The 25,060-nt window shown below is 37.8% G+C and carries 21 protein-coding genes; 6 read left to right on the top strand and 15 right to left on the bottom strand.

What is annotated here, in order from left to right; all coding sequences use genetic code 11:
* Nucleotides 1-299: 299 nt before the first annotated feature.
* From C502_RS0113330 to C502_RS0113315, 4 genes are read right to left on the bottom strand one after another with little or no spacing between them, the layout of a single operon-like run.
* Nucleotides 300-1,529, bottom strand: a complete 1,230-nt coding sequence (locus tag C502_RS0113330) for an NADH:flavin oxidoreductase/NADH oxidase family protein (protein ID WP_018679321.1) — start codon at nt 1,527-1,529, stop codon at nt 300-302.
* A gap of 60 nt (nt 1,530-1,589) precedes the next feature.
* Entirely contained in the window at nt 1,590-2,453 is an 864-nt protein-coding gene (locus C502_RS0113325) for a metal-dependent hydrolase (protein WP_018679320.1), read from the bottom strand.
* A 15-nt stretch (nt 2,454-2,468) separates the two neighbouring features.
* Nucleotides 2,469-3,215: an acetoacetate decarboxylase family protein gene (locus C502_RS0113320; protein ID WP_026315804.1), complete on the bottom strand. Its 747-nt coding sequence runs from the start codon at nt 3,213-3,215 to the stop codon at nt 2,469-2,471.
* Entirely contained in the window at nt 3,212-4,015 is an 804-nt protein-coding gene (locus C502_RS0113315) for an SDR family NAD(P)-dependent oxidoreductase (protein WP_018679318.1), read from the bottom strand. Before C502_RS0113315 ends, C502_RS0113320 begins: the two co-directional genes overlap by 4 nt.
* 111 nt (nt 4,016-4,126) lie before the next feature.
* Here C502_RS0113315 and C502_RS0113310 point away from each other — a divergent pair, with 111 nt between their 5' ends.
* Nucleotides 4,127-5,188, top strand: coding sequence for an AraC family transcriptional regulator (locus C502_RS0113310; RefSeq protein WP_026315803.1), 1,062 nt, complete (start codon nt 4,127-4,129; stop codon nt 5,186-5,188).
* Nucleotides 5,189-5,248: 60 nt separating this feature from the next.
* Here the strand turns inward: C502_RS0113310 and C502_RS0113305 are convergent, their stop codons facing one another.
* Nucleotides 5,249-5,947 (bottom strand): type 1 glutamine amidotransferase domain-containing protein, encoded by a 699-nt coding sequence (locus tag C502_RS0113305; RefSeq protein WP_018679316.1) that lies wholly within the window; start codon nt 5,945-5,947, stop codon nt 5,249-5,251.
* A 91-nt stretch (nt 5,948-6,038) separates the two neighbouring features.
* On the opposite strand from C502_RS0113305, the gene C502_RS0113300 reads away from it, so the two are divergent.
* The 3 genes from C502_RS0113300 (at nt 6,039) to C502_RS0113290 (ending at nt 8,341) form a co-directional block, all read left to right on the top strand.
* On the top strand, nt 6,039-6,452 hold the full coding sequence (locus C502_RS0113300) for a MerR family transcriptional regulator (RefSeq protein ID WP_018679315.1): 414 nt from the start codon (nt 6,039-6,041) through the stop codon (nt 6,450-6,452).
* Between the two features lie 133 nt (nt 6,453-6,585).
* Complete coding sequence (locus C502_RS0113295) at nt 6,586-7,494, top strand: alpha/beta hydrolase (RefSeq protein WP_018679314.1); 909 nt, start codon at nt 6,586-6,588, stop codon at nt 7,492-7,494.
* Nucleotides 7,495-7,507: 13 nt separating this feature from the next.
* A complete protein-coding gene (locus C502_RS0113290) occupies nt 7,508-8,341 on the top strand; it encodes an SDR family NAD(P)-dependent oxidoreductase (RefSeq protein ID WP_018679313.1) in 834 nt (277 codons plus the stop codon).
* 7 nt (nt 8,342-8,348) lie between these two features.
* Here C502_RS0113290 and C502_RS0113285 read toward each other — a convergent pair whose 3' ends face one another.
* Nucleotides 8,349-9,347 carry an AraC family transcriptional regulator gene (locus C502_RS0113285; protein WP_018679312.1) on the bottom strand — a complete coding sequence of 333 codons (999 nt, stop codon included), beginning with the start codon at nt 9,345-9,347 and terminating at the stop codon, nt 8,349-8,351.
* A 267-nt stretch (nt 9,348-9,614) separates the two neighbouring features.
* On the opposite strand from C502_RS0113285, the gene C502_RS0113280 reads away from it, so the two are divergent.
* Both C502_RS0113280 and C502_RS0113275 read left to right on the top strand, forming a co-directional pair.
* Nucleotides 9,615-10,421 carry a type 1 glutamine amidotransferase domain-containing protein gene (locus tag C502_RS0113280; protein WP_018679311.1) on the top strand — a complete coding sequence of 269 codons (807 nt, stop codon included), beginning with the start codon at nt 9,615-9,617 and terminating at the stop codon, nt 10,419-10,421.
* Between the two features lie 188 nt (nt 10,422-10,609).
* Nucleotides 10,610-11,650 carry an acetoacetate decarboxylase family protein gene (locus C502_RS0113275; RefSeq protein ID WP_018679310.1) on the top strand — a complete coding sequence of 347 codons (1,041 nt, stop codon included), beginning with the start codon at nt 10,610-10,612 and terminating at the stop codon, nt 11,648-11,650.
* A gap of 280 nt (nt 11,651-11,930) precedes the next feature.
* Here the strand turns inward: C502_RS0113275 and C502_RS0113270 are convergent, their stop codons facing one another.
* From C502_RS0113270 to C502_RS0113230, 9 genes are all read right to left on the bottom strand, one after another.
* Nucleotides 11,931-12,998, bottom strand: coding sequence for a saccharopine dehydrogenase family protein (locus tag C502_RS0113270; RefSeq protein WP_018679309.1), 1,068 nt, complete (start codon nt 12,996-12,998; stop codon nt 11,931-11,933).
* A gap of 12 nt (nt 12,999-13,010) precedes the next feature.
* Entirely contained in the window at nt 13,011-14,249 is a 1,239-nt protein-coding gene (locus tag C502_RS0113265; protein ID WP_018679308.1) for an NADH:flavin oxidoreductase/NADH oxidase family protein, read from the bottom strand.
* Nucleotides 14,250-14,533: 284 nt separating this feature from the next.
* Nucleotides 14,534-16,738 (bottom strand): OsmC domain/YcaO domain-containing protein, encoded by a 2,205-nt coding sequence (locus C502_RS0113260; RefSeq protein ID WP_018679307.1) that lies wholly within the window; start codon nt 16,736-16,738, stop codon nt 14,534-14,536.
* A 219-nt stretch (nt 16,739-16,957) separates the two neighbouring features.
* On the bottom strand, nt 16,958-18,124 hold the full coding sequence (locus C502_RS0113255) for a hypothetical protein (RefSeq protein WP_018679306.1): 1,167 nt from the start codon (nt 18,122-18,124) through the stop codon (nt 16,958-16,960).
* Between the two features lie 11 nt (nt 18,125-18,135).
* Complete coding sequence (locus C502_RS0113250) at nt 18,136-19,401, bottom strand: TolC family protein (RefSeq protein WP_409360637.1); 1,266 nt, start codon at nt 19,399-19,401, stop codon at nt 18,136-18,138.
* Nucleotides 19,402-19,451: 50 nt separating this feature from the next.
* Nucleotides 19,452-21,038 (bottom strand): GH3 family domain-containing protein, encoded by a 1,587-nt coding sequence (locus C502_RS0113245; RefSeq protein ID WP_018679304.1) that lies wholly within the window; start codon nt 21,036-21,038, stop codon nt 19,452-19,454.
* Nucleotides 21,035-21,823: a hypothetical protein gene (locus C502_RS0113240; protein WP_171067638.1), complete on the bottom strand. Its 789-nt coding sequence runs from the start codon at nt 21,821-21,823 to the stop codon at nt 21,035-21,037. The genes C502_RS0113245 and C502_RS0113240 overlap by 4 nt, the downstream gene beginning before the upstream one ends.
* A 186-nt stretch (nt 21,824-22,009) precedes the next feature.
* Nucleotides 22,010-23,557 carry a DHA2 family efflux MFS transporter permease subunit gene (locus tag C502_RS0113235; protein ID WP_018679302.1) on the bottom strand — a complete coding sequence of 516 codons (1,548 nt, stop codon included), beginning with the start codon at nt 23,555-23,557 and terminating at the stop codon, nt 22,010-22,012.
* A 25-nt stretch (nt 23,558-23,582) separates the two neighbouring features.
* Nucleotides 23,583-24,644 carry an HlyD family secretion protein gene (locus tag C502_RS0113230; RefSeq protein ID WP_018679301.1) on the bottom strand — a complete coding sequence of 354 codons (1,062 nt, stop codon included), beginning with the start codon at nt 24,642-24,644 and terminating at the stop codon, nt 23,583-23,585.
* Nucleotides 24,645-25,060: the final 416 nt, after the last annotated feature.

Below are 25,060 nucleotides of genomic sequence, written 5' to 3'. Positions count from 1 at the left end.
AGTAATTGCCTAACCCCAAAAGATAATCTTATAGTCCGAATTTTCGGGCATGAGTATTCACAATTATCTATGATTGAACAAGCTTTTCCATAATATATCTGCGATTTTTTTAAACGTTATCTGAATAATGTCTGACAGAACCAACGCTCTAGTACTGGCGTAATCGAGTTAATTAAAGTAAGCATTTACATAGCCATTGAGTCATCATAAATCACATATTGGACATCGAGGAACAATGCGATGACTTTGTTTGATTAAACGCTTCATGATAAAAATCCTTGTATAGTAAAAACTGCCCCCTAGTCCTGTGTCAAAATATTGAAACTCATTCTTGGGCCAAAAGCAGCTAATGTTCGAATTAGCCCTTTAATCACTTTAGGTTGTTGACCACTGCTGATGCGACGGAATTGAGCAGCATGCCAAGCTAATTGTAAATAAGCATCCACAGGCTTATATCCAATAGCAGGAATTTTTGCGGGTTCTACGACAGATTGACCGGCTAATAATTGTTTTGCCAAATCAGGTTGCATTGCAAAAGGGCGAGCCAATCCAACTAAATCCACTGTACCATTCGCCACAATTTGGTTCATAAAATCGACATGACGTAGCCCACCTGTTAGCATCAGTGGTAATTTGCTGTGTTGACGTAATGCTGTAGCATAATGAATAAAATAAGCATCACGTTGAGCGGAACGATCAGGCGCATATCCCAATTGTGCTGGAGATTCGTAATTACCACCAGACACTTCTAATAAATCAATTCCTTCAGCTTCTAACACCAAAGCAACCTGCAAAGACTCTTCCTGACTCAATCCGCCTTTTTGGAAATCAGCAGCGTTTAGTTTTACACTTAAGATTTTATCTGGACCAATCGCCTGACGCACAGCACGAACCGTTTCAATTAGAATACGACGACGATTCTCTGGCGTTCCCCCCCATTGATCTGTACGGATATTTGCCAATGGCGATAAAAACTGTGATAACAAATAACCATGCGCAGCATGAACCTGCACGCCATCAAAGCCTGCCTGTATCGCTAGTGCTGCTGTAGTTGCAAAACGTTTAATTTGTTCCAATATCTCAATTTCTGACATCGCACGCGGAACACGAATCAGATTCATCGCAGGTAGATTTAACCCTATTGCTGAAGGTGCAATCGGTTTTTTAAATAAGGGAAGTACGGCAACACGACCAGGATGGTTAATTTGCATAATAATCTTGCTGCCATTGGCTTGAGCAGCTTGAGCCCATAACTTATTTGCCTGTAAGAACTGCGCATCTTCTAGCACTACATTTCTAGGCTCAACAAAAGCACGATGATCAATCATGACATTACCCGTGATTAACAATCCCGTACCACCTTTTGCCCACGCAGCATAGAGCTGTTGTAAGTCTGTTGTTGGTGAGCCATGTCGATCTGCCAATTGTTCACTCATAGCCGATTTTGCGATTCGGTTTGGAATACTAATTCCACATGCCAAACGAAGAGGTTGATGTAATGGAGAGTGTGCGAATGTAGGCTTTGCCATGATATAAATTCCTAAATAAATATAATTAAAAACTGGATGATCTGTTCTAAATTCAGAGCCTTATTCATTGAAATACTGGTATTTTAATAAGTTCATCTTGCTGCGGTTATCATGCTGCCAAGGGTGAAAATCGAGTGAGAAAAAATCGAAATATGCCCTGCCAATTTTTCTGACCAAACCTTTTCGTCCAAACAAATAAACCATTCCTTGATAAAGCCCTTTTAAATCATGGTGTTTACCTGAATATTGCAAAAGTTCTATCGTTCCACGCCCAGTGATCAGTACAAAAGAAAACGTGGTCTCCAACATTACTAGCCTTAAAAAGTAAGGTCGCTTTACTAAAGATTGATAGACATCAAATGCCACTGCCTTATGTTCAGTTTCTTCAATGGCATGCCATGCCCAAATTTTTCTCAGATGGATATGAAATAAAGCCAAATCGTTAGGTGCAGTCGTAATAAAATAATCCGCTAAAATCGCCGTGAGATGTTCCATACAAACTGTACATGCCAGTTGATGAGCTGGAGAAAACTGTTCCTGCATCAAGCGGTTCATTTTTTTAAAGCGCTTATAAATTCGGTCTACGGGATAACCTTTGTTCAACATGACCGCATTGAGCACATCATGTTCTTTACCATGATGTGCTTCTTGACCAATAAAAGCTCGAACTTGCTTAAGCAAAACAGGATCATTAATTTTTGGCTGATAGTTTCGTACGCTGTGAATGAATTGCCGCTCCCCATCTGGAAATGCACTAGATAATGCAGTCAACAACATGGTAAGTAGCGGATTATGATTAAACCAAAATTCAGGAATCTCATCAGGAAAAGTAAAGTCCATGGCTCTTACTGGAATATCAATTGATGCAGAAATTTGTCTACATTTGATTGCTTTTTCTGACTGAGGAGCAACAAGCATATTCATCACTAAATCCCCTGTTTATAAAACACGTGGATTAAATTGGCGCAGTAAAAACAAAGGTGTACGTAATCGAGGAATCTGAATTGGCGGAATTAAGCCACCTGATAAATCCACACGATGTAAGCGTGCATCCACAACTTTACCTAAGCCCATCTCATGTAGAGGATCATTTACTGTACCTGTAAAGCGTAAATTCATCTCTACACGACGGACTTCAACAGGATGTTCTTTCGGGGTAAATCGGACTTCTCGAGGTAAACCTAGCCCTAAACCACCTGTGATATTACGATGTGGCAAACCTAAAATTGGCGGTGCATCATGCAAAACCTCTCCAAGTTTAGCTTCCATTTCAATCAATAACGTACCTCTGCGAGATGCTTGGCTGACAATACGTGTACCATCATTTTCCCAAAGGATTTGCCCTATTTTCTTAGGATAACCAAGTAGTTCACGTCCAATAATCATGGCGCGGTCATCATCTAAAATCATCCACGGACAAAAAATACCCGTTTTGTTACCTACCTGAATATGCACAAATAACCCTGCTTCATGGTAAGCCTCGGTATACACATTTTCTGGGAAATAGGCACAAAATAAATCTGCTTTGGCAGGTTTCACTAACTTCATCCCCGCAGGCAGCCAACGTGCCATCGCTTTCTCATTCACCTCAACCACAGCTGTTAAATACTGGGCATTGTGATAAAGCTTATGACCAAGATTCGCAAGACCTATCGGCGTGCGTAGATCATTCATCAGTTGTCTCATGCTTTTAATCTCGAAAATACTTGCTTTAATATTGGGAGTAAGATGATTCGTGGGGTATAACGTCCACCCAAAGTTTGCGCTTGTGCAATAAAACCTGGAATTACAATACGACGATTACAAGCCATACCTTGAATCGCTTCTTTAGCAACTCGTTCCGCTGTAACCCAAACAAAATTGCCACCAACACCATCAATTTTTGAAATCCCAGCAACTTCATTAAAGCCTGTTATCGTTGGACCAGGAGCTAACAAGGTACATGTCACGCCCGTACCACTTAGTTCACTATGCAGTGATTCAGCAAATGAGTTCGCAAAGGCTTTACTCGCAGCATAAGTCGCGTTTGCTGGCGTCGGTTGATGACCCGATGTAGAACCTACAATTAAAATTGCTCCTGTTTTACGCTGAATCATTTTAGGTAATACCGCTAAAGTGAGATCCTGTACAGCAACTGCATTCACTTCTGTTTCTTCACGCTCTCGGTCAGCATCTAATTCCTGTAATCGACCAAAAGTGGCAAAACCTGCGTTATTGCATAGAATAGAAACATTGATCTTTTCCAACTCTTTGCGAAATTTAGTTCTTTCTTGACGATCAGCAAGATCACATGGGCGTAGATTCACCTCTACTTGATATTCTTGGCGTAAATTGGCAGCAAGCAGCGCAAGCTTATCGACTCGTCGAGCAACTAAAATAAGCGAATAGCCACGTGCAGCGAATTGCTTAGCAAGTTCTTCACCAATACCAGATGATGCACCTGTGATTACAACGGGAGATTCTTTCAGGGGACGAGGTAAGCTCATCTTAAATACTCAAGTCAACAGAATGATCTTAGTATCTAAGATGTAAAACTTGAGCGTGAGATGGAGTTAAGACATAATGCTAATCATTTTCGGCCAACAGATAAAATAAAAATGAAAGATCCATATGGACTATCAAAAGCAAGTATTCCGATCTCTTATGCTCATTTATTATTAGAAATCATGGTCGAAAAGGGATTTTCTGCATCGGAGATTTTGCATAAAAGTAAAATACCGTTGACATTACTTCATCAATTAGATGCGCGTATTACACCTTTTCAATGGTCTAAATTGGCTTGGGTAAGCTTAACTTTAGCGAAGGATTCTGGATTAGGTTATGAATATGGCTTAAAACTTCGCCTAACCGCACATGGTCCAATGGGATATGCGTTAATGAGCAGCCCTTCTTTACGACATGCCATTGAACTTGCAACACAGTTTTTTAACATGCGATTGAAAGACTATCGAATGGATTTTTATGAAGCAGAAAACTTATCTATAATTGATATTCAAGAAACCCATCCCGTAATCAGTAACCATCCAGAGCAAGCAGACGTTTTAAGACGCTTTTTCTATGAATGTTTAATGATCGGAACTATTCAGACAGGTCGTTCTTTAATAGAGAGAAACTTTTCTGAGGTTGAATTAAAGGTAGATTGGCTAGAGCCATCCTATCATCAAAAGTTTGAACAGCAACTTCCCACAATTCAGTTTAATCAAAATAGAAATCAAATTCGATATAGTTCATCACTCTTGAACCAATCACCCAAAATGGCAGACCCATCTGCTTTTCAACAAGCCTTAGCACAATGTGAAGCAGAACAAATTCGGTTTTCCGAACAAATTCAAGATATTTGCTTACGCGTAAAAACAGAGTTAGTACTTACCCCTGAAAAGGGCTATCCAAGTTTAGATACGGTTGCGGAGCGCTTACACATTTCAAACCGAACCCTAAGAAGGCATCTTAACGAAATAGGCTCATCTTACCTTACCTTACTAGATGAAGTTAAATACAAAGAAGCTGAGAGACTTTTACTTAGCAGCGATATGGAAATACAAAATATCGCCAATTATCTTGGCTATCTTCAACCTGCCAATTTTACTCGTGCATTTAGAAAATGGAGTGGAATGACTCCTATTCAATTTCGTCAAGACATGAAAAAACGTGGTTCATAAATTGAATATTCCAATTAAATTCTGAAATATAAATTAGCTCCAAAATTTAAATATGAATTATCAGAATGAATCATTCGATAAACGCTCAATAATTGCTTGAGCCGTTGGGCGAGCAGAAAAAGGATTTTGACCTGTAATCAAATGACCATCTCGAACCACATAGGGTGCAAAAGGAATGATTTTTTTAGAGTAAATTGCCCCATGTTGTTTCGCTAACTGTTCAGCATTATAAGGCACTTTTTTTGCCACACCTGCTAAGATCTCTTCACTCCATGCAAAGCCAGTCAACTTCTTATCTTTTATCAGATATTGTCCATCTGAAAGACGAACATTCAATAGCCCACAGTAACCATGACAAACACTAGAAACTATGCCACCTTTCTCATAAATTTTTTTAGTAATTTCTTGGAGTTCGACATTATTCAAAAAATCCCACATCACGCCGTGCCCACCCGTGTAATAAATCACATCATAATCTTTCCAATTGATTTCAGATGGCTTTTTGGTGTTTTCAAGTAGTTGCATAAATGCTGCATCATTTTTTCTCTTCAAAACGGATTGATCAGCAACGAAACGCCCTAATGATTTTGGTTCAAGAGGAGACTTTCCTCCCAGTGGACTAACGATATCTTGAATATAGTTTTGCTTCTCAAATTCATCATATGCATGGGTAAGCTCACCTAACCACAAACCTGTAGGCTGATCAATTCCTTCATATTCAGATACATTGGTGACAATATGTAATATACGTTTAGACATGCTTTACCTCTGCTTTAGCGTTATTTTTGATCTTGCTTTTGCATCACTATAAGTCTAAAGTTAACTTTAATGTCAAGAGGAAATCAGTAAAATGAATATTAGCGAATTATCAAAGCAGAGCGGTTTAACTACACCGACAATTCGTTATTATGAACAAATCAAATTGTTACCTAAGGCAAAACGTAAATCGAATGGCTATAGAGAATATAGCGAAAACGACCTTAAACAGCTTTTTCTAATTCAACAAGCACAACAAGTCGGCTTTTCACTCGCAGAAATTAAAGCCTTTTTGCCATCAAATGTAACGAATTGGGATCATGACACGCTTATTGGAATTTTAGAAAGCAAAATCAAAGACATTGAAGAATTAGAACAGAAATTAGCAGTCAGTAAGCAAAACCTACGGATGATGATCTTTGCGATTAATAATAAACCTGATGAAATCACTTGTGCGGAAAATGCACAGCGATTGCTTAATCTATATTATGAAAATGATAAGAATTAATACGCTATTAAGTTCGATTATGGAACGGATAAATAAATTGGCGTAAAATATCAAGTGATATGGCGGTTTCCATCAAGCTCATACATTAATTTTGCTCAAAAATAGCGCTACGCCCCATCATGAGGAAATAGCGATGAGCAGCAAAAATAGTGAAAGATCACAACCAAGCGATATTTACTTCAATTCTGGTGATCTGAAATGTAGTGCATATCTATATCGTCCAGATCAGCAATTACCCTCCCCAATTATCATCATGGCTCATGGGCTTGGTGGCACTCGAAAAATGCGTTTAACTGCTTTTGCAGAACGTTTTGTTGCAGCAGGATATGCTTGCCTTGTTTTTGATTATCGGCATTTTGGGGACAGTGAAGGTCAACCAAGACAACTTTTAGACATTAACCGCCAACTTGAAGACTGGAAAGCTGCGATAGCTTATGCACGTCAATTATCAGGAATAGATCATTCAAAAATTATTCTGTGGGGTTCATCCTTTTCTGGAGGACATGTTTTAGCTACGGCTGCCCAAGATTCAAATATCCGTGCGGTAATTTCTCAATGTCCATTCACAGATGGACTTTCGTCAAGTCTAGTCATGAATCCAGTGACTTCGTTAAAACTCACGGCTTTGGCATTACGTGATCGCATAGGTGCTGTACTGGGAAATGAACCTGTTATGGTGCCTTTGTCCGCAACGCCTGGTAATACAGCACTCATGAATGCAGCAGATGCACATTCAGGTTCACTCGAACTCACCCAATATGATCCAGATTATAAGAATTATGTCGCAGCACGTTTTGCACTAGACATCATTCGTTACTATCCCGGGCGTCAAGCCAAGAAAATAAAAGCCCCTGTATTATATTGTGTTTGTGAAACTGACAGTGTTGCACCCTCCAAAGCAACTTTGCGTTATGCCAATCAAACTCCTGAAAAAGAAATTAAACGCTATCACTATGGTCATTTTGAAATTTATATCGGTGATGCATTTGAGCATGTAGTGAATGATCAAATTAATTTTCTAAAACGTACAGTCGCTATCTAATCGAGTAAAAATCATGAGTAAATATCAATTAAAAGATAAAGTTGTCGTCATTACAGGTTCAACGGGTGGCTTAGGTCAAGCAACAGCACAGGCATTACGCGATAAAGGTGCTAAGTTAGCATTACTAGATTTAGACTTAAATAAAGTCACACAACAAGCAAATGATTTAGGCGGAAACAGTGTCGTAGTAGGATGGCAAGCAGATGTTTGCTCTTTAGCAAGTTTAGAAACTGCAATGGCAAGTGCTGCAAAGCATTTTGGCAAAATTGATGTCGTGATTGCCAATGCGGGTGTTGGTAATCCAGCATCACTGGAACATATGGCACCTGAAACTTTTGAGCGAACGATTGATATTAATTTAACAGGTGTATTTCGTACTTTCCGTTCTGCGCTACCTTATGTAAAAGAAACCCAAGGCTATCTATTGGCGATTTCGTCCTTAGCAGCATTTGTACATTCCCCTTTAAACACGCATTACACTTCAAGCAAAGCAGGTGTTTGGGCATTGTGCGATAGCCTACGTTTGGAACTTAAACATTTGAATATTGGCGTGGGTAGTTTTCACCCCACCTTCTTCCAAACACCGATGATGGATGCAGTACAATCAAACCCAGCAGGTAAAGCAGTATGGAATGGTAATACAGGGATTTGGAAATATGTAGCTATTGAAACTGTAGTTTCAGAACTGGTTGAAGGCATTGAAAAACGCAAAGATATTGTGATTGTACCTAAAAGTAATAAATTCGTTGCCAATGCTCCGGGATTATTTCGTAACATTATTGAGCTGATCGGATTCAATCAAAAACAACTGAAACAAACGATGCAACTGGCAGAAAAGCATGATTAAAAGCAAATCAATTGATTGAATTTATATTTAAATATTCTCTTTCTTGCTGCGGTGTTTTACCCGACCATTCTTTATAGGCTCGGGTAAACGCACTATGTTCGGAATACCCAAGTAACAGAGCAATATCTATAATTTGCAATCTTGGATCGATTAAATAAGATTTTGCTAATTCATAACGCACTAGATTTAATTCTTTGCGAAAACTTGTCCCCACTTCAATTAATCGTCTTTGTAAGGTTCGACGTGACAAATGCAATCTTTCAGCAAGCTGATCAATCTCTGGCTCACCTTGATGCAGTAAATAGGCAATTTGCTTACGAACTTGCTCTATAATTTCTTCGACTTGGGGTAAGCGCGCAAGCTGTTGATCAGCATGTTTGTCTAGTAATGTCATCAAAGCTGTATCAGGGCTTTTTAAAGGTAAACTTAACATTTCTAACCCAAATCGAATCAATGGAATCGGTTGTTCGAAAAGAACAGGACAACCAAAATATTCTTCATAGGGTTTGATATCTTCTGGTTGTTCATGAATAAAATGTACCGCTTGTAAACGATCCTTACCGCGGATCAAACTTCGGCCAAATTGAACCATCACAGTCCGACCAGTTTCATCGACTAAACCACCTGTCTCATATTCACCAATATCCCAACTCAATTCTACGCTGTCAGCAAGTAGCTGAATATTTGCAGGGATAACATCAAAAATAAGCCGTTGATAACGCTCAAAACGTTGTATAGCCGTAAAGAAATTATCACAGGCAGAAAGTACCGCACCGATGATTCCGAGATGTCTCGCAGTAATGGTTTGTCCCACATGTAAGCCAATCAATGGATCATTCAAATAATCTTTTGCAGTTTTTAATAAATTTTCCCAATGTTCAATCGCCACACCACCGAGACCATTTGTCTCTGGAACTGGCCAAGGTTCACCCAATACTTTTTCTGGGTCATGCCCCAGTGCCTCCATATATTCAAATAATAATTGAACATAGGTTTCTGGAATCATTCTTCGATGTAATGGTTTAGCCAATCCTTAGATCTCATTGTTATTTTATCGTGGCGTAAAGTATCAAATAGATTATTCAAGGCTGTCAAGATCATTAGCATAGCACTTGATATTTTTGACTTTATTCTAAACTTTGAAAAGTTATGATCATTTCATTTTTTAGAATTTTAAATCTAAGTCTAATGATGATTTGATACACAAACAGCTTGACCTTAAACCTCACTTTAAGCATAGCATTGGACTCAGGTAATTCATGAGGAACCTGTCATGTTCAAAGTTTGGAATATTCGCAAAGGGTTAATTCCTATTTTTACAGTTGTTTTTGCAAGTAATTATGCATATTCATCTGAAACAGCATCTCAACTTCACGCGACAAAACAAAATGGAAAAATTCTAGTGGTCATGACCAATCATGCGACTTATCCAACTCGAACAGATAAAACAGGATTATGGCTCACAGAACTCACCCATTTTTATGATGTTGCCGAGGCTGCTGGCTATGACATGGATTTTGTCAGTCCACAAGGCGGTGTTGTTCCTTTGGATGAACGTAGTTTGAAATCTATTTATTTAGATCGTAGTGCTAAAGCCCACTTAGCCGATCCTCAATTTATGCAACGTCTGAAAACAACATTGACACCGAATACAATTGAGCCGAAAAATTATAAAGCAATTTATTATACGGGTGGTCATGGCACGATGTGGGACTTTCCAAACAATAAAGAGCTGAAAAATATTAGTGAAAAGATTTATCAACAAGGTGGCATTGTTTCTGCTGTTTGTCATGGGGTTGGTGGATTATTGCCGTTACAAGATGAAAAAGGCAGACCTCTGATTGCTGGGAAAACCGTAACAGGTTTCGCCAATATTGAAGAAACACTTTCAGGAATCAAATCCCAAGTCCCTTTTTCTTTACAAAATGGATTAATTGATCATGGTGCAAAATATAAACGTGCTTTACTCCCTTTTAATTCTTATGTCATTTCAGATGATCGAATTATTACTGGACAAAATCCTCAATCGAGTAAAGCTATTGCTGAAGCAGTCGTGAAACAATTAAAAAGTTTAAATTAAATTTTAATATTGATATTTAAAAACCAGATTCACGAAATCTGGTTTTTGTGATTAGTTGTGTCCAATATTTTATTTTTAAAAATTTTAATTTTAATTTTAATTTTTCTCATTTTTATTAAAAATAAGCTTGACATTAAACCTTACTTTAATCTTAGCATTTTAGTGAGATCTATAGGAGTCATATGTTCATGTTTAATCTTACTCATTTAAATCGTTCTATTACTGCAATATCAATCAGCCTATTTTTAGGTATTTCTACTCAAGCAGCAGAAAATAATTTAACCCCTAGTACGGTAGCACAGACAATGAGCAATAATACGCAATCCACTACAGTCGTCGAATTTGGCCCATATAAAGTCAATGTGCCTAAAGGTGGTTATTATGATCGTTTTCGGATGAATCCTAATTTAGATGAAGTTGCAAAAGACCCAGCTGCGGGAAATATTGATTACTTTAGAACTATTCCTAAAAAACTAGTTGAAACACGAGTGGGAAAAGTTTGGTCTCCAAATTTTTATTACCGTACCAGTAATGTGCAGCTTTTGATGTTAGCACCTGTTTCTAAATTGAAAGCAAAACTACCGTCTCCACTTGAGCCTTTACAACCTTTTCCAGGCTATGGTTTAGTTTCGCTGACTTTCTTCTCATATGCGGTTGGCGATGTTGATCCCTATGATGAAGTCTCTGTTGCAGTGGTTGTTCGCCAACCAGATGCTCATTACTTCCATTCAACTGAATTATTAAGCTCTATGAGAACGCATAATTATTATGGTTATGTACTTGCCTTACCTGTCGATACCGAGATTGCACGTGTGCGTGGTGTGTATGGGTATCAGTTGCCAAAATGGTTGACGCCAATCGATATGAAAATTGATCATCAACAGGTTCAAGCACATATCTATAATACGGACGGAAAACCTGATCTCAGTTTAACTGCACCAATACCAACCATTAAGAACGTCAAACCTCAATCTCGCATTGAAACCAAGACGATGTTTAATCAAGTCGATGGTCAATGGCATCAAACTTCTGTGCAATCAAATACATTGGCTTTTGGTCAAAAGTTATTTCCTAAAAATGTCGAGCTAGTTCGTAGTGGTGGTCCTCTGAGCAAATTGATAGATGAGCTAGGTGCAAACAAAGTACTACGTTTAGATGTCGTCAAAGATGCTCAATTGGCGCTGAATATGCCTATTCCGATGCCATCTTTAGATAAAATAAAAAGATAAGACTAAAAAATAAATCCTTCACGAAAGACATTCTCCGATGAGAATGTCTTTTATATTAATCATAAATATTTATCTTAAACTTTAAGAATTATTCCTTTATTATTTTCATTATGATTATACTGAATTAAATCCAATTACTAAATAAAAAAATTATCTAAAAACAAAATTTATATAAACATCCCTATGATTTCATATTTTAAATTAATCTTATAAAAATTTCATAAAAAAGCCAAAAACACATTTAGAATATATTTTTGGCTAGAAAACTAAATAACTTTATTTAAGTAACAATCAATGCACCTGAACCTTTGATTTGGGTTACGAGTTGATAACCCATCAATTTGGCTGGCGTATATGTTCCACCTTTCACTTTTTGATCAAGTAAATAACGAACTACGGTCAACGCACCATTCACCGTTAAGCTATAAGCATTTTCAGTTTGAATTCGTGCTGTTTTGACATGTCCTTGAGCATTTCTAGCCTCACCCCATACATAGGTTGGGAGCTTGGCACGTAGCTCCGCATTAGGCCCAACAACTGATTTTCCAATTATAGATTTCATCATTTTTTGCATGACTTGAAGTTTTAATAGCGGGCGCAAGCTATTTAACATTTTTGCACCAAAAATTACTTTTGGGGATGCAGGTACAAACACCTCAATATTAGCAATTCCTGTCGTATAAAATGCCGTAGCCACATCGCCCCAAGGTACACTCATTGCACTCTTTTGACCATCACCAAAATCAATCTGGCGAACATGGTGTGCTAAAGGTACTGTAATGATTTTTCCATCTTTACGAACTTTGCCACCATCAGCCATACCCTCGGTACTGGTTTTTGCAGTTCCGGGAGAAAGCCCTGTTTTAGAATCAAAACCCAATGCCAAATGAGTTGCATCTGGTAAGGCCTCTTTCAGTGCAGCTGCGACACAATCTGTTGGAATAACGTCAAACCCAACACCTGGACAGAGCACAATATTTGCTTTCTGTGCTTGAGCATCTAAAGACTGTGATAGTTCAAAAACAGAAATCTCACCTGTAATATCTAAATAGTGCGCACCAGCATTAATACATGCTTGCATCATGGGCTTTGACGTTGATGAAAAAGGCCCCGCACAATGCATAACTAGATGCAGACCTTCTAATTGTTTGCTGATCTGAGTAACCTCATCTAGCCCAAAGGCACGGAATTCAAGACCAAGTTCCTGAGCTAATTCAGCCACTTTCGCTTGATTGCGTCCCGCCAAGATAGGTTTTAGCCCTTGTCGCACAGCCTCTCGGGCAATTAGCTCACCCGTATAACCATTTGCGCCGTATACCATCCAATTTAAATTGTTCGTATTTGTCATATGAAATCTCTGTTATTGATACGCAATATAATTACGCATATTGTTTTTATATTGGCGAGTACGACATGCCATCGCAGCTTGCTGTAAAATCAATGCCCATAAAGGTGAAACTTTGGAATTGGTTTTTTTACCTAAACTCAGTTTACGCAACTGGAATTTTACTGTCGCCATATTGGCAAGTGAAGCGAGCGTTTTATTTTCCCAAGTAATAGGTCTTAGCTCTGGTGCAATATTTTGACCTTGTTTCCATTGGTTTGGTAAATTGGGATCGATTGCCAAAGCTGTGGCAATTCCAACCATATCTACACCACTTGCAATCACTTGTTCAGCAACCTGTTTACGACGAATTCCACCTGTTACCATGACTGGCATTTTCGCGACTTTACGAATCTCTTGGGCAAACTCTAAAAAATAGGCTTCTCGCGCTAAGGTTCGTCCATCTCTAGCTTGACCTTGCATTGCAGGTGCTTCATAACTTCCACCTGAAAGCTCAACCAAATCTACAGATAGTTCGTTTAACATTTTCACTACTTGTTGGGCATCTTCTGCACTGAAGCCACCACGCTGAAAATCGGCAGAATTCAATTTAACGGCTACCGTAAATTTTTCTGACACGACTGCCCTAACTGCTTTTACGATTTCAATCAAAATGCGAGCACGATTTTCTAGAGAGCCACCCCATTGATCTTGGCGTTTGTTACTTAGTGGTGATAAAAACTGACTAAGTAAATAACCATGTGCAGCATGGATTTCCACACCATTAAATCCTGCTTTTTCACCTAAACGCGCAGTATTGGCAAAACGTTGAATCACCTCCTCAATCATCTCTTGCGTCATTTCAATCGGAAGATTGAAGCGATTAGACATTTTGCCTAGATCTAATGCAACAGCTGATGGTGCCCAAGTTTGTTGTCCCAAATTTGATTGCATTTGTCGACCGGGATGATTGATTTGCAGCCAAACTTGAGCACCTTTAGAGCGCCCAATTTGTGCCCAACGTTTAAAGGTGTCTAAATATTTTTCATCTTCCAATACCACACCACCCGGTCCAGTCATTGCACGACGATCTACCATTATATTTCCAGTAATGATTAAACCAACACCGCCATCTGCCCATGCTTGATATAAACGCATTAATGCTTCTGATGGCGCATGGTTTAGATCAGCCATATTTTCTTCCATTGCCGCTTTTGCAATGCGGTTTGGAATACGAGAACCATTTGGGAAAACCAGTCTTTCAAACATATTCATTTCTTGTGCCCTCATTTTGTATGGTTTTACTTTAAGATTAAAGTGAACTTTAATGTCAACCCATTTTAGGTACTTTATTCACATATTTTTATGAATTAGGAAAATTTAAAAGACGATCTAACTTATGAAGCGATGCTTTTTTTAAAAAAACTAACATATATCTGAATATAACTTTTATTTTCTCTTAAAATATTTCTTATTAAATTACAAATTCTTAATACTTTTACAATAAAAAAGTGCATGATCAACATGCACTTTTTAAAGGTTCAACGTTTAGCTTGTATTTACACCGCTACTCCGACAGCCTTTGCACGCGCTTGATGCAATTTCTTATAGCTATCAATCAAACGTAAATGGCGATCAAGCCCTTCAAGTTTCATACTTGTTGGTGTGAGACCATAAAAACGAACATTTCCTTCTACAGATCCGATGACTGCATCCATACGTTCATTACCAAACATACGACGGAAATTCGTTTCATAATCTTCTAATTCCATCTCATCATCGAGCAATACTTCAAGTACTACGTTCATGCATTGATAGAATAATCCACGTTCAACGGTATTGGTGTTGTATTGTAAGAAGGTTTCAACTAGCTCCTTGGCTTCTTCAAACTGTTCTAATGCAATATAGATCAATAGTTTGAGCTCAAGAATAGTCAACTGTCCCCACACGGTATTGTCATCAAACTCAATGCCAATCAAGGTCGCGATTTCAGTATAGTCATCTAATTCACATTCTTCTAAACGTTCGACCAAAGCTTCAAGTTGAGTTTGATCCAAGCGATGCAAATTTAAAATGTCTTCACGGAATGCCAACGCTTTATTGGTGTTATCCCAAATTAAATCTTCGACCAAATAAATTTCAGAATAATCTGGAACTAAGATACGACATGCTGTTGCACCTAAATGCTCATAGACAGCCATATATACTTCTTTGCCCATTTCTTCCAAAATGCCAAACAATTCAGACGCTTCTTCTTCATTTGAGTTTTCACCATCATTGGTGAAATCCCACTCGACAAAGTCATAGTCTGATTTTGCACTAAAGAAACGCCATGAAACTAAGCCACTTGAGTCAATAAAGTGTTCAACAAAATTATTTGGTTCAGTGACTGCTTCACTTTGGAAGGTTGGTTGAGGAAGATCATTTAAACCTTCAAAACTACGCCCTTGTAAGAGTTCGGTTAGGCTACGTTCCAACGCAATTTCAAAGCTTGGATGTGCGCCAAATGAGGCAAAAACACCTCCCGTGCGTGGGTTCATCAGTGTCACACACATCACTGGGAAATCACCGCCCAATGAAGCATCTTTCACTAAAACAGGAAAACCTTGTTCTTCTAAACCTTGGATGCCCGCCACAATACTTGGGTATTTTGCTAATACTTCTTGAGGTACATCAGGTAAAGCAATTTCACCTTCTAAAATTTCACGTTTGACAGCACGCTCAAAAATCTCAGATAAACATTGAACTTGTGCTTCGGCTAAAGTATTACCTGCACTCATTCCATTACTCAGGTACAAATTCTCAATCAGATTCGATGGGAAATACACAACTTCCTGATCTGACTGACGCACAAATGGCAACGAACAAATACCCCGCTCTGTATTTCCTGAGTTGGTATCATATAAATGCGTACCTAGTAATTCATTATCTGGGTTGTAAATTTCAAGGCAATATTCATCCAAAATTTCTTTTGGTAATTTACCTTTCGGGCCCGGTTTGAACCACTTTTCGTCTGGATAATGTACAAATTCTGCATTGGCAATTTCTTCACCCCAGAACTGATCATTATAGAAAAAGTTACAGTTCAAGCGTTCAATGAACTCACCTAAAGCTGATGCCAAAGCACTTTCTTTGGTAGAGCCTTTACCATTGGTAAAGCACATTGGTGATTGTGCATCACGGATATGTAAAGACCAAACATTTGGAACAATATTACGCCAAGATGCAATTTCGATCTTCATTCCTAGATTCGCCAAAATACCAGACATGTTGGCAATGGTTTCTTCTAGTGGTAAATCTTTCCCTGCGATATAAGTGCTGCTTGCTGAAGTCAGACTTGGCATCAACAGCGCTTGTGCATCCGCATCAATACTTTCAACTTCTTCAATGATAAATTCAGGACCCGTTTGAATTACTTTTTTAACGGTACAACGATCAATAGAGCGTAAGATGCCTTGACGGTCTTTTTCAGAAATATCAGCGGGTAGTTCAACTTGAATTTTGAAAATTTGTTTATAACGGTTTTCAGGATCAACAATATTGTTTTGTGACAAACGAATATTATCTGTCGGAATATCACGAGCTGCACAATATACTTTAACGAAGTAAGCTGCACATAATGCTGATGATGCTAAAAAGTAGTCAAATGGACCCGGTGCAGAACCATCACCTTTATAACGAATGGGTTGGTCAGCGATAACTGTAAAATCATCGAACTTGGCTTCTTGTCGAAGATTGTCGAGATAATTAACCTTGATTTCCATGCTGGCACCTAAATATTCTTATGTGTCAGCATAGACACATAAAATTTCAAATATTGATCAATAACCCGAATCGCGGATAAGAAATTGATTTAAAAAGAGTAGCTAGAGTCATTCATTCATCTGAACAAAAAACTGACTCTAGTCATAATGGGCGCTATTATAGAAGTATTTTATGTAATTGATAACTTTTGTCTGTTTTTCTAGCCTATTTATGAACAATTAAATCCGCCCTACTTCCAAGTATGGAATCAAATTATTGTCAAAATTTACACGAGGGTCTCCAGCAAAACTAATAAAACCATGCATTCCTGTTAGGCGTTCACCTTTATAAAATGAGTTCAGTTGATAGCGTGGGTCTTTATGAGATAAGGTAAAACTTATAACACCTATACCTATTTTTCTTGATAGTTTGTAGGCATCTTCGAGCATACGATGGTGTAAGACAAGCGATTGTGGGTGACATAGTACCGTGTGTAATACATGATATTTCACTGAGTCACCCAACTTCGGTAAAGGCATACTTTTCGTAACAGATGTACAAAAATTATAAATAGGTCGCAGTGCACGAATTATTGGACTGTAATGCAAAATTTTGGTTTGCTTAATTCCATGCTGATCCCATAAACCAAACATACCAACGAGCTTTTTATCTTGAAAATACAAGATAAAATCTGAAAGTTTAATTCCTGAAAAGTATGAATGGCCTTGTGCTAATTCTTCGAAGTTATAAGCAGGAATAAAATTATAATGATTGGACATTTCGGCAATAAAGTTATTCATTGCCGAAATGTGTTCTACATGCGCGACACAAGACTGAATATTTTGATATTTATCTGGATTTTGAGTGATGCGCTTTAAGAAAGCTTTTATTTTTCTTTTGTTTCCTAAATGTGTCAGCGTTAAAGTTTCGATAAAGCCTTCATCATAATAATCAGGCATACCTGTTTTCGCTGTTTGCATTGCTGCTCGAGCTGCATGATTATCATTGAAAATAATCATTTGGCTAAAATTAGGCTCATACATGCTGATTTTCACATGAGCACCTAAAATCTTAACCAAAGATTTTCCTCTATAGTTTTGATCAACACGTAGATCGCTGGCATATCTTAGACTCTGTATTTGTCTATTGATATAACACGGTCGATAACCATTGCTATAACAGGCTACTTTTTTCCGCTGTTCGGTATCCTCGATCACAACATGTAATTTATGTCTATACAGGATGTCGGAGGCTTTAAAATAACTCGGCTCACGTTGAAAACTGATTTGGACACCTCGGGTTGTCATCGGAACAGCGATGAGTTCTCTCAATCCCTGATCGTCTTCAAGCACTGCCTCACGTGTAATGAGGTTATTTTGGGATTGTTGCACTGAATCTATTTTCATTGATTATTCACCTATTGATGATGTGGAACAGACACCAAATCGTTTAAATTTCCCATCTGATCGAGTAGCTGATATACAAATACAACTTCATCTTGTTGATTGACGGTTTTTTGAGTCTGCACATCCAATAATTTTTGTTCGGTATTGAGTAAATCGAAGGTTGTTTTGGTACCCAACTCAAATTCTTTACGGGTATATACAAATGCGATTGAAGCAGCATCAATTGCATTTTGCAGTGCATCTTTATTTTGACGAATGGTTTGAAGTTGTGCGTAAGTGGTACGGATACGCTGATTTAGATCTAATTCCAAACTTTTAATTTTTTGATTTGCAAGTTCAATATCAACTTGGGCTTTATTGATATTTGCACGATTAAGTCCATCATCATATAGCGGTACATTTAACTGAACACCGACCATATAACTATTACTTTCTGAGCCAATATTGGTTGCTGCATGTTGAGTACCAAGCTTACTGGTGAGCATCACCGTCGGCCACAGTTCTCTTTTGGTTAAAGCATATTGCTTTTCTGCCGCTTGCTTTTCATATTTCGCTTGTATCAAAGCAGGATGGTTCTTGGTTTTCGATAGAATGTCATCCACGTTATTGGTTATGCTTGGCAATTGATTGATTGCGGCCAAATTATCAGCTGTTACCCCAGTGATTTGATAGAATTGTGCTTCACTAATGGTCAGATTGGATTGAGCTTGCGTAATATCCGCTTGCCCCTGAGCAACTTGAGCTAAAACTTGAGCCAAATCTGCGCGTGTAATCATGCCGACATCAAACCGCCGTTGTGATTCATATAAAGAACGCTGAAGATTAGACATGGTTTTCTTTCTAAGTTCTAAAATAGCTGTCTTTTTAAGCACATCGGTATAGACCATCACCGTATTCAATATGGTTTCAGACCGCTGATCCGATAAGGCTTCATGACGGGCTGAAAGCTGATTCTTCGCAACTTCGATTCCCAAACTATGCCGACCAGAGGTATAAATTGGATAATCTAACTGTAGCTGCAAACTACGCCCCCTGCGGTTTCCTTCTGTTGGAAACATCACATTGGTTGGCGTTTCTATTTTTTCATAGTCTAATTGCCCAACGAGATTGACTTTAAGTCCATCTCGTTGAGTTGCTTGACCAAGTACCGCCGTAGATTGACTAACACTGAGGCGACTCAGTTCTAATTGGCTTTCATACTTCAAACTTGCAGAAAATGCATCATCTAAAGTCATTGCTTCGACTGAACTCGTAGCAAATAAGACACTTAAATACATTAAATATGGGTACTTGCATGCTTGCCTTTTAAATTGATTGATCCCTCTATTCATAGTCGTTCCAAACTATTTAAAGTAATTTTCTTTAAAGGTTCAGGCTTAATATTTCCCTCAATTAGCCCATCAGACATCACCAATTTTTTATAAGCAGCCCAACCATTATCTGCCTTACGAATTTGCGGTTGGTCGAGTTGACCTAGATTACGCGCTAATTCGTAATGGAAGTTTTGCCGCAAAATACTGTCAATATATTCACGATCAACTGAGTGATGGATATCTCCTTCAAACAGTACACAATAAAATGGTTTCGCCTGTTGCTGCGTATCTATGGCAAGCAATGAAATCGCTTTGGAATCGGTTTCATTTAAATGAGACAATAATTGTTGGGCTGTCTCAGGAGCGAGTTTCTCACCCACTAAATCCACACCAAAACGACGACCCTGAAATTCAAAACAAGGTATTTGTTCCAAGAAACCTGTAACCAATAAGCAATCATCTAAACAGTAGCGCAGTAAGCCATTGCCTGAGGTAATAATTGGACTAACCATATCACCCAGCTTGAGTTCCCAAGAAGGAATTATTTTTCCTTGCTGTTCGCCCTCTAAATATTCAAATTCATAAAAATGGCTTTGATATGCCAGTGGATACTGATCGTTATAAGGAATCGTCACAACCCCTTCGGTTGCCCATAGCCCCTTACCTTCAAATTGTACAAAGGGTAATCGCTGTTGCAATTTCTCAGCCCAAGCTTTTGATCCTGCGGTGTCCCAACTCGATAACAAACTCAGTTTTGGCCATAATTTTTTAAAATCAATTTGATGATCGTGTATCGCGGTCATTAAACGCTTTGCACTTTTCGGGCTAAATGGTGCTTTAACTTGCTCTAAACATGCTTGACGTTCTCCCCATGAACCACTATCAAGTACTTCAATAATTTCATCTTGCATGGCTTCTAAACGATCGAGTAATTGCAATGCAAACGTTGGGCTCCAAACAGAAATCATGGCTAAATTATGGTTTGCAACCAAATAACATAAGGTCGCAAACAAAGCATCATCCGCATTTGCTGCAAATGCCACATTACTGGGAACAGCCTGAGTAAATTTAGATAAAAGACGCTTTCCTACACTTAATAAGGCACTGTCATCATTGAGGTTTTTATCTTTTAATACCTCACGTTGGCTTTCAGGTAACCATGAAACTGACCAATAATGTGTGCCCCATTGTAACTGAGGACATTTACGATACATGCTTGCCAACCACGGTGCGATCGCATGATCAAGCTCATCTAAAAATAATTGGGTATAAGGAATAAATTTAATTTGTTCACTCGAACCACTTGTCGGTTGAAAACGAATCAGCTTACTGGTTGAAAGTGATAATTTCTGCTCACGATATTGATTAATCTCCTCTCGCCATGCGCTATAGCGAGAGGATTTAAAAGATTTTATAAATTGTTCATAAGTCGTGGCGTCTTTTTTCCGTGCAAGGTTGGAGGTTTGCAAAATTGAATGCAATATTTGACGTTGAGATGCTTCTAAATTGTTGGCATTCTTTTTAAAGTCTTTATTTGCCGAATCACACCATTGTTTCAAGAGCATATGTGATCCAGAGGTGAGCCATTCTGTATATTTCATTTTGAGATACTCTTGCTCAGTTTAGATGTTGTACGAATTGCCTCGTGTTTTCCCTTACTGGTTGGTTTGGTGATGAATCTTGCTGGAAAACGTGCTAAATCTTTCCAACTTAATCGACCGATGCATGGTAATTCTGTGCCTGTTGTCCAAGTCGGGTTTTTTTGTTCAAAAAAATGTATTTTAGGATTCGTTATTCTCATTTCTTCGGTAATGGGCGCAACTTCATTTTTTAAAGGCTGATAGTCATCACCAAAATTCAATAATCCAACTTCTTTGTCATAATATTCACCAAAAAAGTTTTCACAGTAATGTTCGACAACTGTCGATAGGTGTTCATTATTACCCTGCATATTTGGGTAATAGGCATAATAATTATTGGCTAATAATAAATATGTTTTATAACCTTTTGAAATCAGCAGCCAATAAAATTCATTAAAAGGATATCTCACTCTCAGTTTTATAATCAGTTTTAGCATAGTACTTTGCAATGTTCGAGTTCCCCAAAACTCCTTCAGAATAACCGTATCTCCACTAAACAAAACGGTATAATCTTTGCCATTTAAGTAAAAATGTTGAACAGCAACTGTAGAAAAACCAACAACCTCATCTGTTTTTGAGTTAAAAATCAGCATCGCCCCACTTTTCTTTTTGAAATCATTTACAAATATTTCAAACTGGGTGTTTTCATAATATTGCTCATAAATTGAGTACATCGCTTTTAGTCTATCAAGATCAATTTTTTCCATTTCAATATATTGACCATAAGTTGTTTCCTTATTATTCAATATCGAAATAATTTTAGCCGTTGTATTAATCATCATGCAGTCCATTAAATTTTAAATATGAAAATCCCTATCTCATTAAGAGATATATAATTCATATAGGTTTTTGTTTTAAGGAATCATATTTTTAATATGTTCCTTTTTATTTTTAAATCATTAATAAATGATTTTCCCTCTAGCCTTAAGTATCTATATATTCATTTTTTTCGCCCTATCCATAAAAACTGTCAGAAATGCTGTAATGATCATAATTATTGCAAGTATGCGTAATAAATCATTAAAGCTCGATGTAAGCGCTTGATAATGAATGTCTCGATAAATAATACTGAGTGCGATTTGCTGTGCATCTGATCCAATATCTTGATATTGCGCTGTGAGTTGATTGAGCCGTTCTATAAACACCCAGTTCTGTGGTGTCATATATTGATTAAGCTGAGTGACATGTATAGCAGTCAGCCAATCTAATGATGAGTTAATAAGTGCTAAGCCAACTGCACCGCCGATATTGCGCATGAGGTTATAAATACCACTGGCATCTGCAACTTTAGACAGTGGTAATGTACTCATGGCTAAATGTGATACCACTATCAGACAAATCATGAGCCCGATACCACGATAAACTTGTGGCCAAAACATAAAATCGTAATCGCTATGGATACTTAAATGTGAGTTTAACCAAACGCCAAAACTTGCTAAAAGCATGCCAATAAATACTGTTTTTCGAGTATCAAAATTTGGAATTAACCATGCTAATAATGGTGCAAAGAAGAACATCACAATTCCTGTGACCATCATAATATGACCAATCTGGCTACTATTCATTTCTCGGACTTGTCCAAGAAATACAGGGATCATGTAGCCTAATCCATACAATGCCATACCAATCACAAAGGTAATGATTGCACTTAAAGTAAAATTTTTATTCTTAAAGACACTTAAATCTAATAATGGTTTTGGTTGAGTAAAACTGCGTGAGAAGAAAATAAAAGCACCAATCACGCAAATGATAAATGCAAACCGAACTCCCGTATCCACAAACCAGTCATGGCGAGCACCTTCATCAAGGAAATATTCAAGCCCACCTAAAAACATTGCCATACCAATTAGGGCGAGCCAATCCATCGTCTTGATCAAAGCATGATTTGCTTTATCAATATCTGGCCCTGAAAAAATAATCGTCGCAATAATAATTCCTGGAATAATATTAATCAGGAACATCCAGTGCCATGAAAAATTATTGGTCAGCCATCCGCCGATGGTTGGGCCAATCGCTGGACCCAACGTACTGACCATGCCAAAAACAACCAATGGTAATGAGCGCTTAACTTCTGGAAAAAGTAAAAATAAGGCAGTCATCGAAGTTGGAATCATACCGCCGCCCATAAACCCTTGTATCGCTCGAAAGACCAATAGGCTTTCTAAGTTCCAAGCCAATGCACAAAGTAATGAACTGATCGTAAAACCAATCGCGCAAAGTGTGTAATAAATCCGTGTAGATAAAATTCGAGAAACAATGCTCGACATTGGAATCGCAATAATTTCAGCAATCAAATAGACCGTTTGTACCCATGTCACCTCATATCGACTGGCACTCATACCTGCTTGAACTTCATTCAACGAGCTTGCAACAATTTGTATGTCAAGAATTGCCATGAAATTGCCAAAGATCATCGCAATAAAGATAATCCATGCAATTTTGGGTGCAAATTCCCATTCACCGTTTAAATGCTTATCCATTTTTGATACCTAAATGACTTTCTTATTAAGTTCTTAAGTCAACTGTGGCCTTGACCGACATTCCAGGTTTTATCAGCTCGATATGAGGGGTTGAATCAATTGAAATACGTACAGGGATGCGTTGCACAACTTTATTAAAATTACCTGTTGCATTATCTGGTGGCATAAGCGAGAACGTTGCACCTGATGCGGGAGAAAAACTTTCAATTTTTCCTGTGTAACTTAGGCTTGGATAAGCATCAATTTTGAGATTAACCTTTTGACCGATATGCATCTTTTCAATTTGTGTTTCCTTGAAATTTGCCTGCACATATAAGCTCTTTTCAGGGATAATTGCCATTAAACGTGTTTGGGGTGAAACACGTGAGCCTTTTTGTATCGCAAGGCTGCCCACTTTACCTGACACTGGGCTGATGATTTTTGCTGAGCTTAAATCAATTTGATAAAGATCAGAGGTTGCATGTGCGCTCTGAATATCTGCTAAAAGTTGTGCTCGGCTTGCCTGCAAACTTCCTAATTGTGCTTCAGCCGAATGAACTGTTGCCTGTGCCTTACTTAATTGTGCTTGTGCTGCTAAATATTGAGATTGAATGCCCTCAAAATTTTGTCGAGTAATCACCCCATCTTTTAATAAATCTTGATAACGGGAAAAGTCCTTTTTTAAACGAGATAAATCTGCTTCAGCAGCAAGGACACCACTATTTGCTTCGGCAATCGTTGAATGCGCGGACTTTTCATTCTGTTGTTGCACACCAAGTGCAGCTTCTTTTAAACTTACAACTGAGCGAGCTTGATCATAACGAGCTTGATAATCACGATGATCTAAAATAGCCAAAGGCTCACCCTTTTTTACAACTTGATTATCACTAATAATCAGCTCAAGCACTTCTCCTGAAACTTTAGGCATGACCCAAGTTACATCAGCTTGAACATAGGCATTATCCGTCGATTGATAAAATCGGAACACTAAAAAATAATATATTAACCCTGCTATCAGACATAAACTAAGCAAGCTAAAAACAATCCAAGTTACTTTTTTCCGTTTTTGGAAATTAATATCCGTTTCTACCTGAACCAAGGTATCCATGTTTAAATCCATATGTTTGTAATATAAAATTTTTATTTTGACCCAGATTGAAAATGGGTAATTGTTCTACACAGCAGTTGTTTAGACAAACTAAACAAACAACAATGAATATCAAATTGATGTAAATTATCATTCCTTGTGTAATAAAATGTCATTGACCCTTATTTCAGTGAACAGGTGTTTTTATGTCAATAGTATTTATACTAATCACAATACTATTGACATAATAATAGAGGTCTATGGAGGAGTTAAAGACTTTAAAAAGACTTTTAATCTCACTTATATTACTGATATTTAAAAGATATAATTTTTAATAGCTGTAATTTAGAATTCAAAGAATTGGTTGTTATTTTTAAACTTTAGCTTATCGAAAAGTGATAATTTTCTAACATTAAATGGTTATAAAAATGTAATTT

Source organism: Acinetobacter tjernbergiae DSM 14971 = CIP 107465, assembly GCF_000374425.1.
Classification (GTDB): Bacteria; Pseudomonadota; Gammaproteobacteria; order Pseudomonadales; family Moraxellaceae; genus Acinetobacter; species Acinetobacter tjernbergiae.
This window is presented reverse-complemented; position numbering and strand designations above follow the sequence as displayed.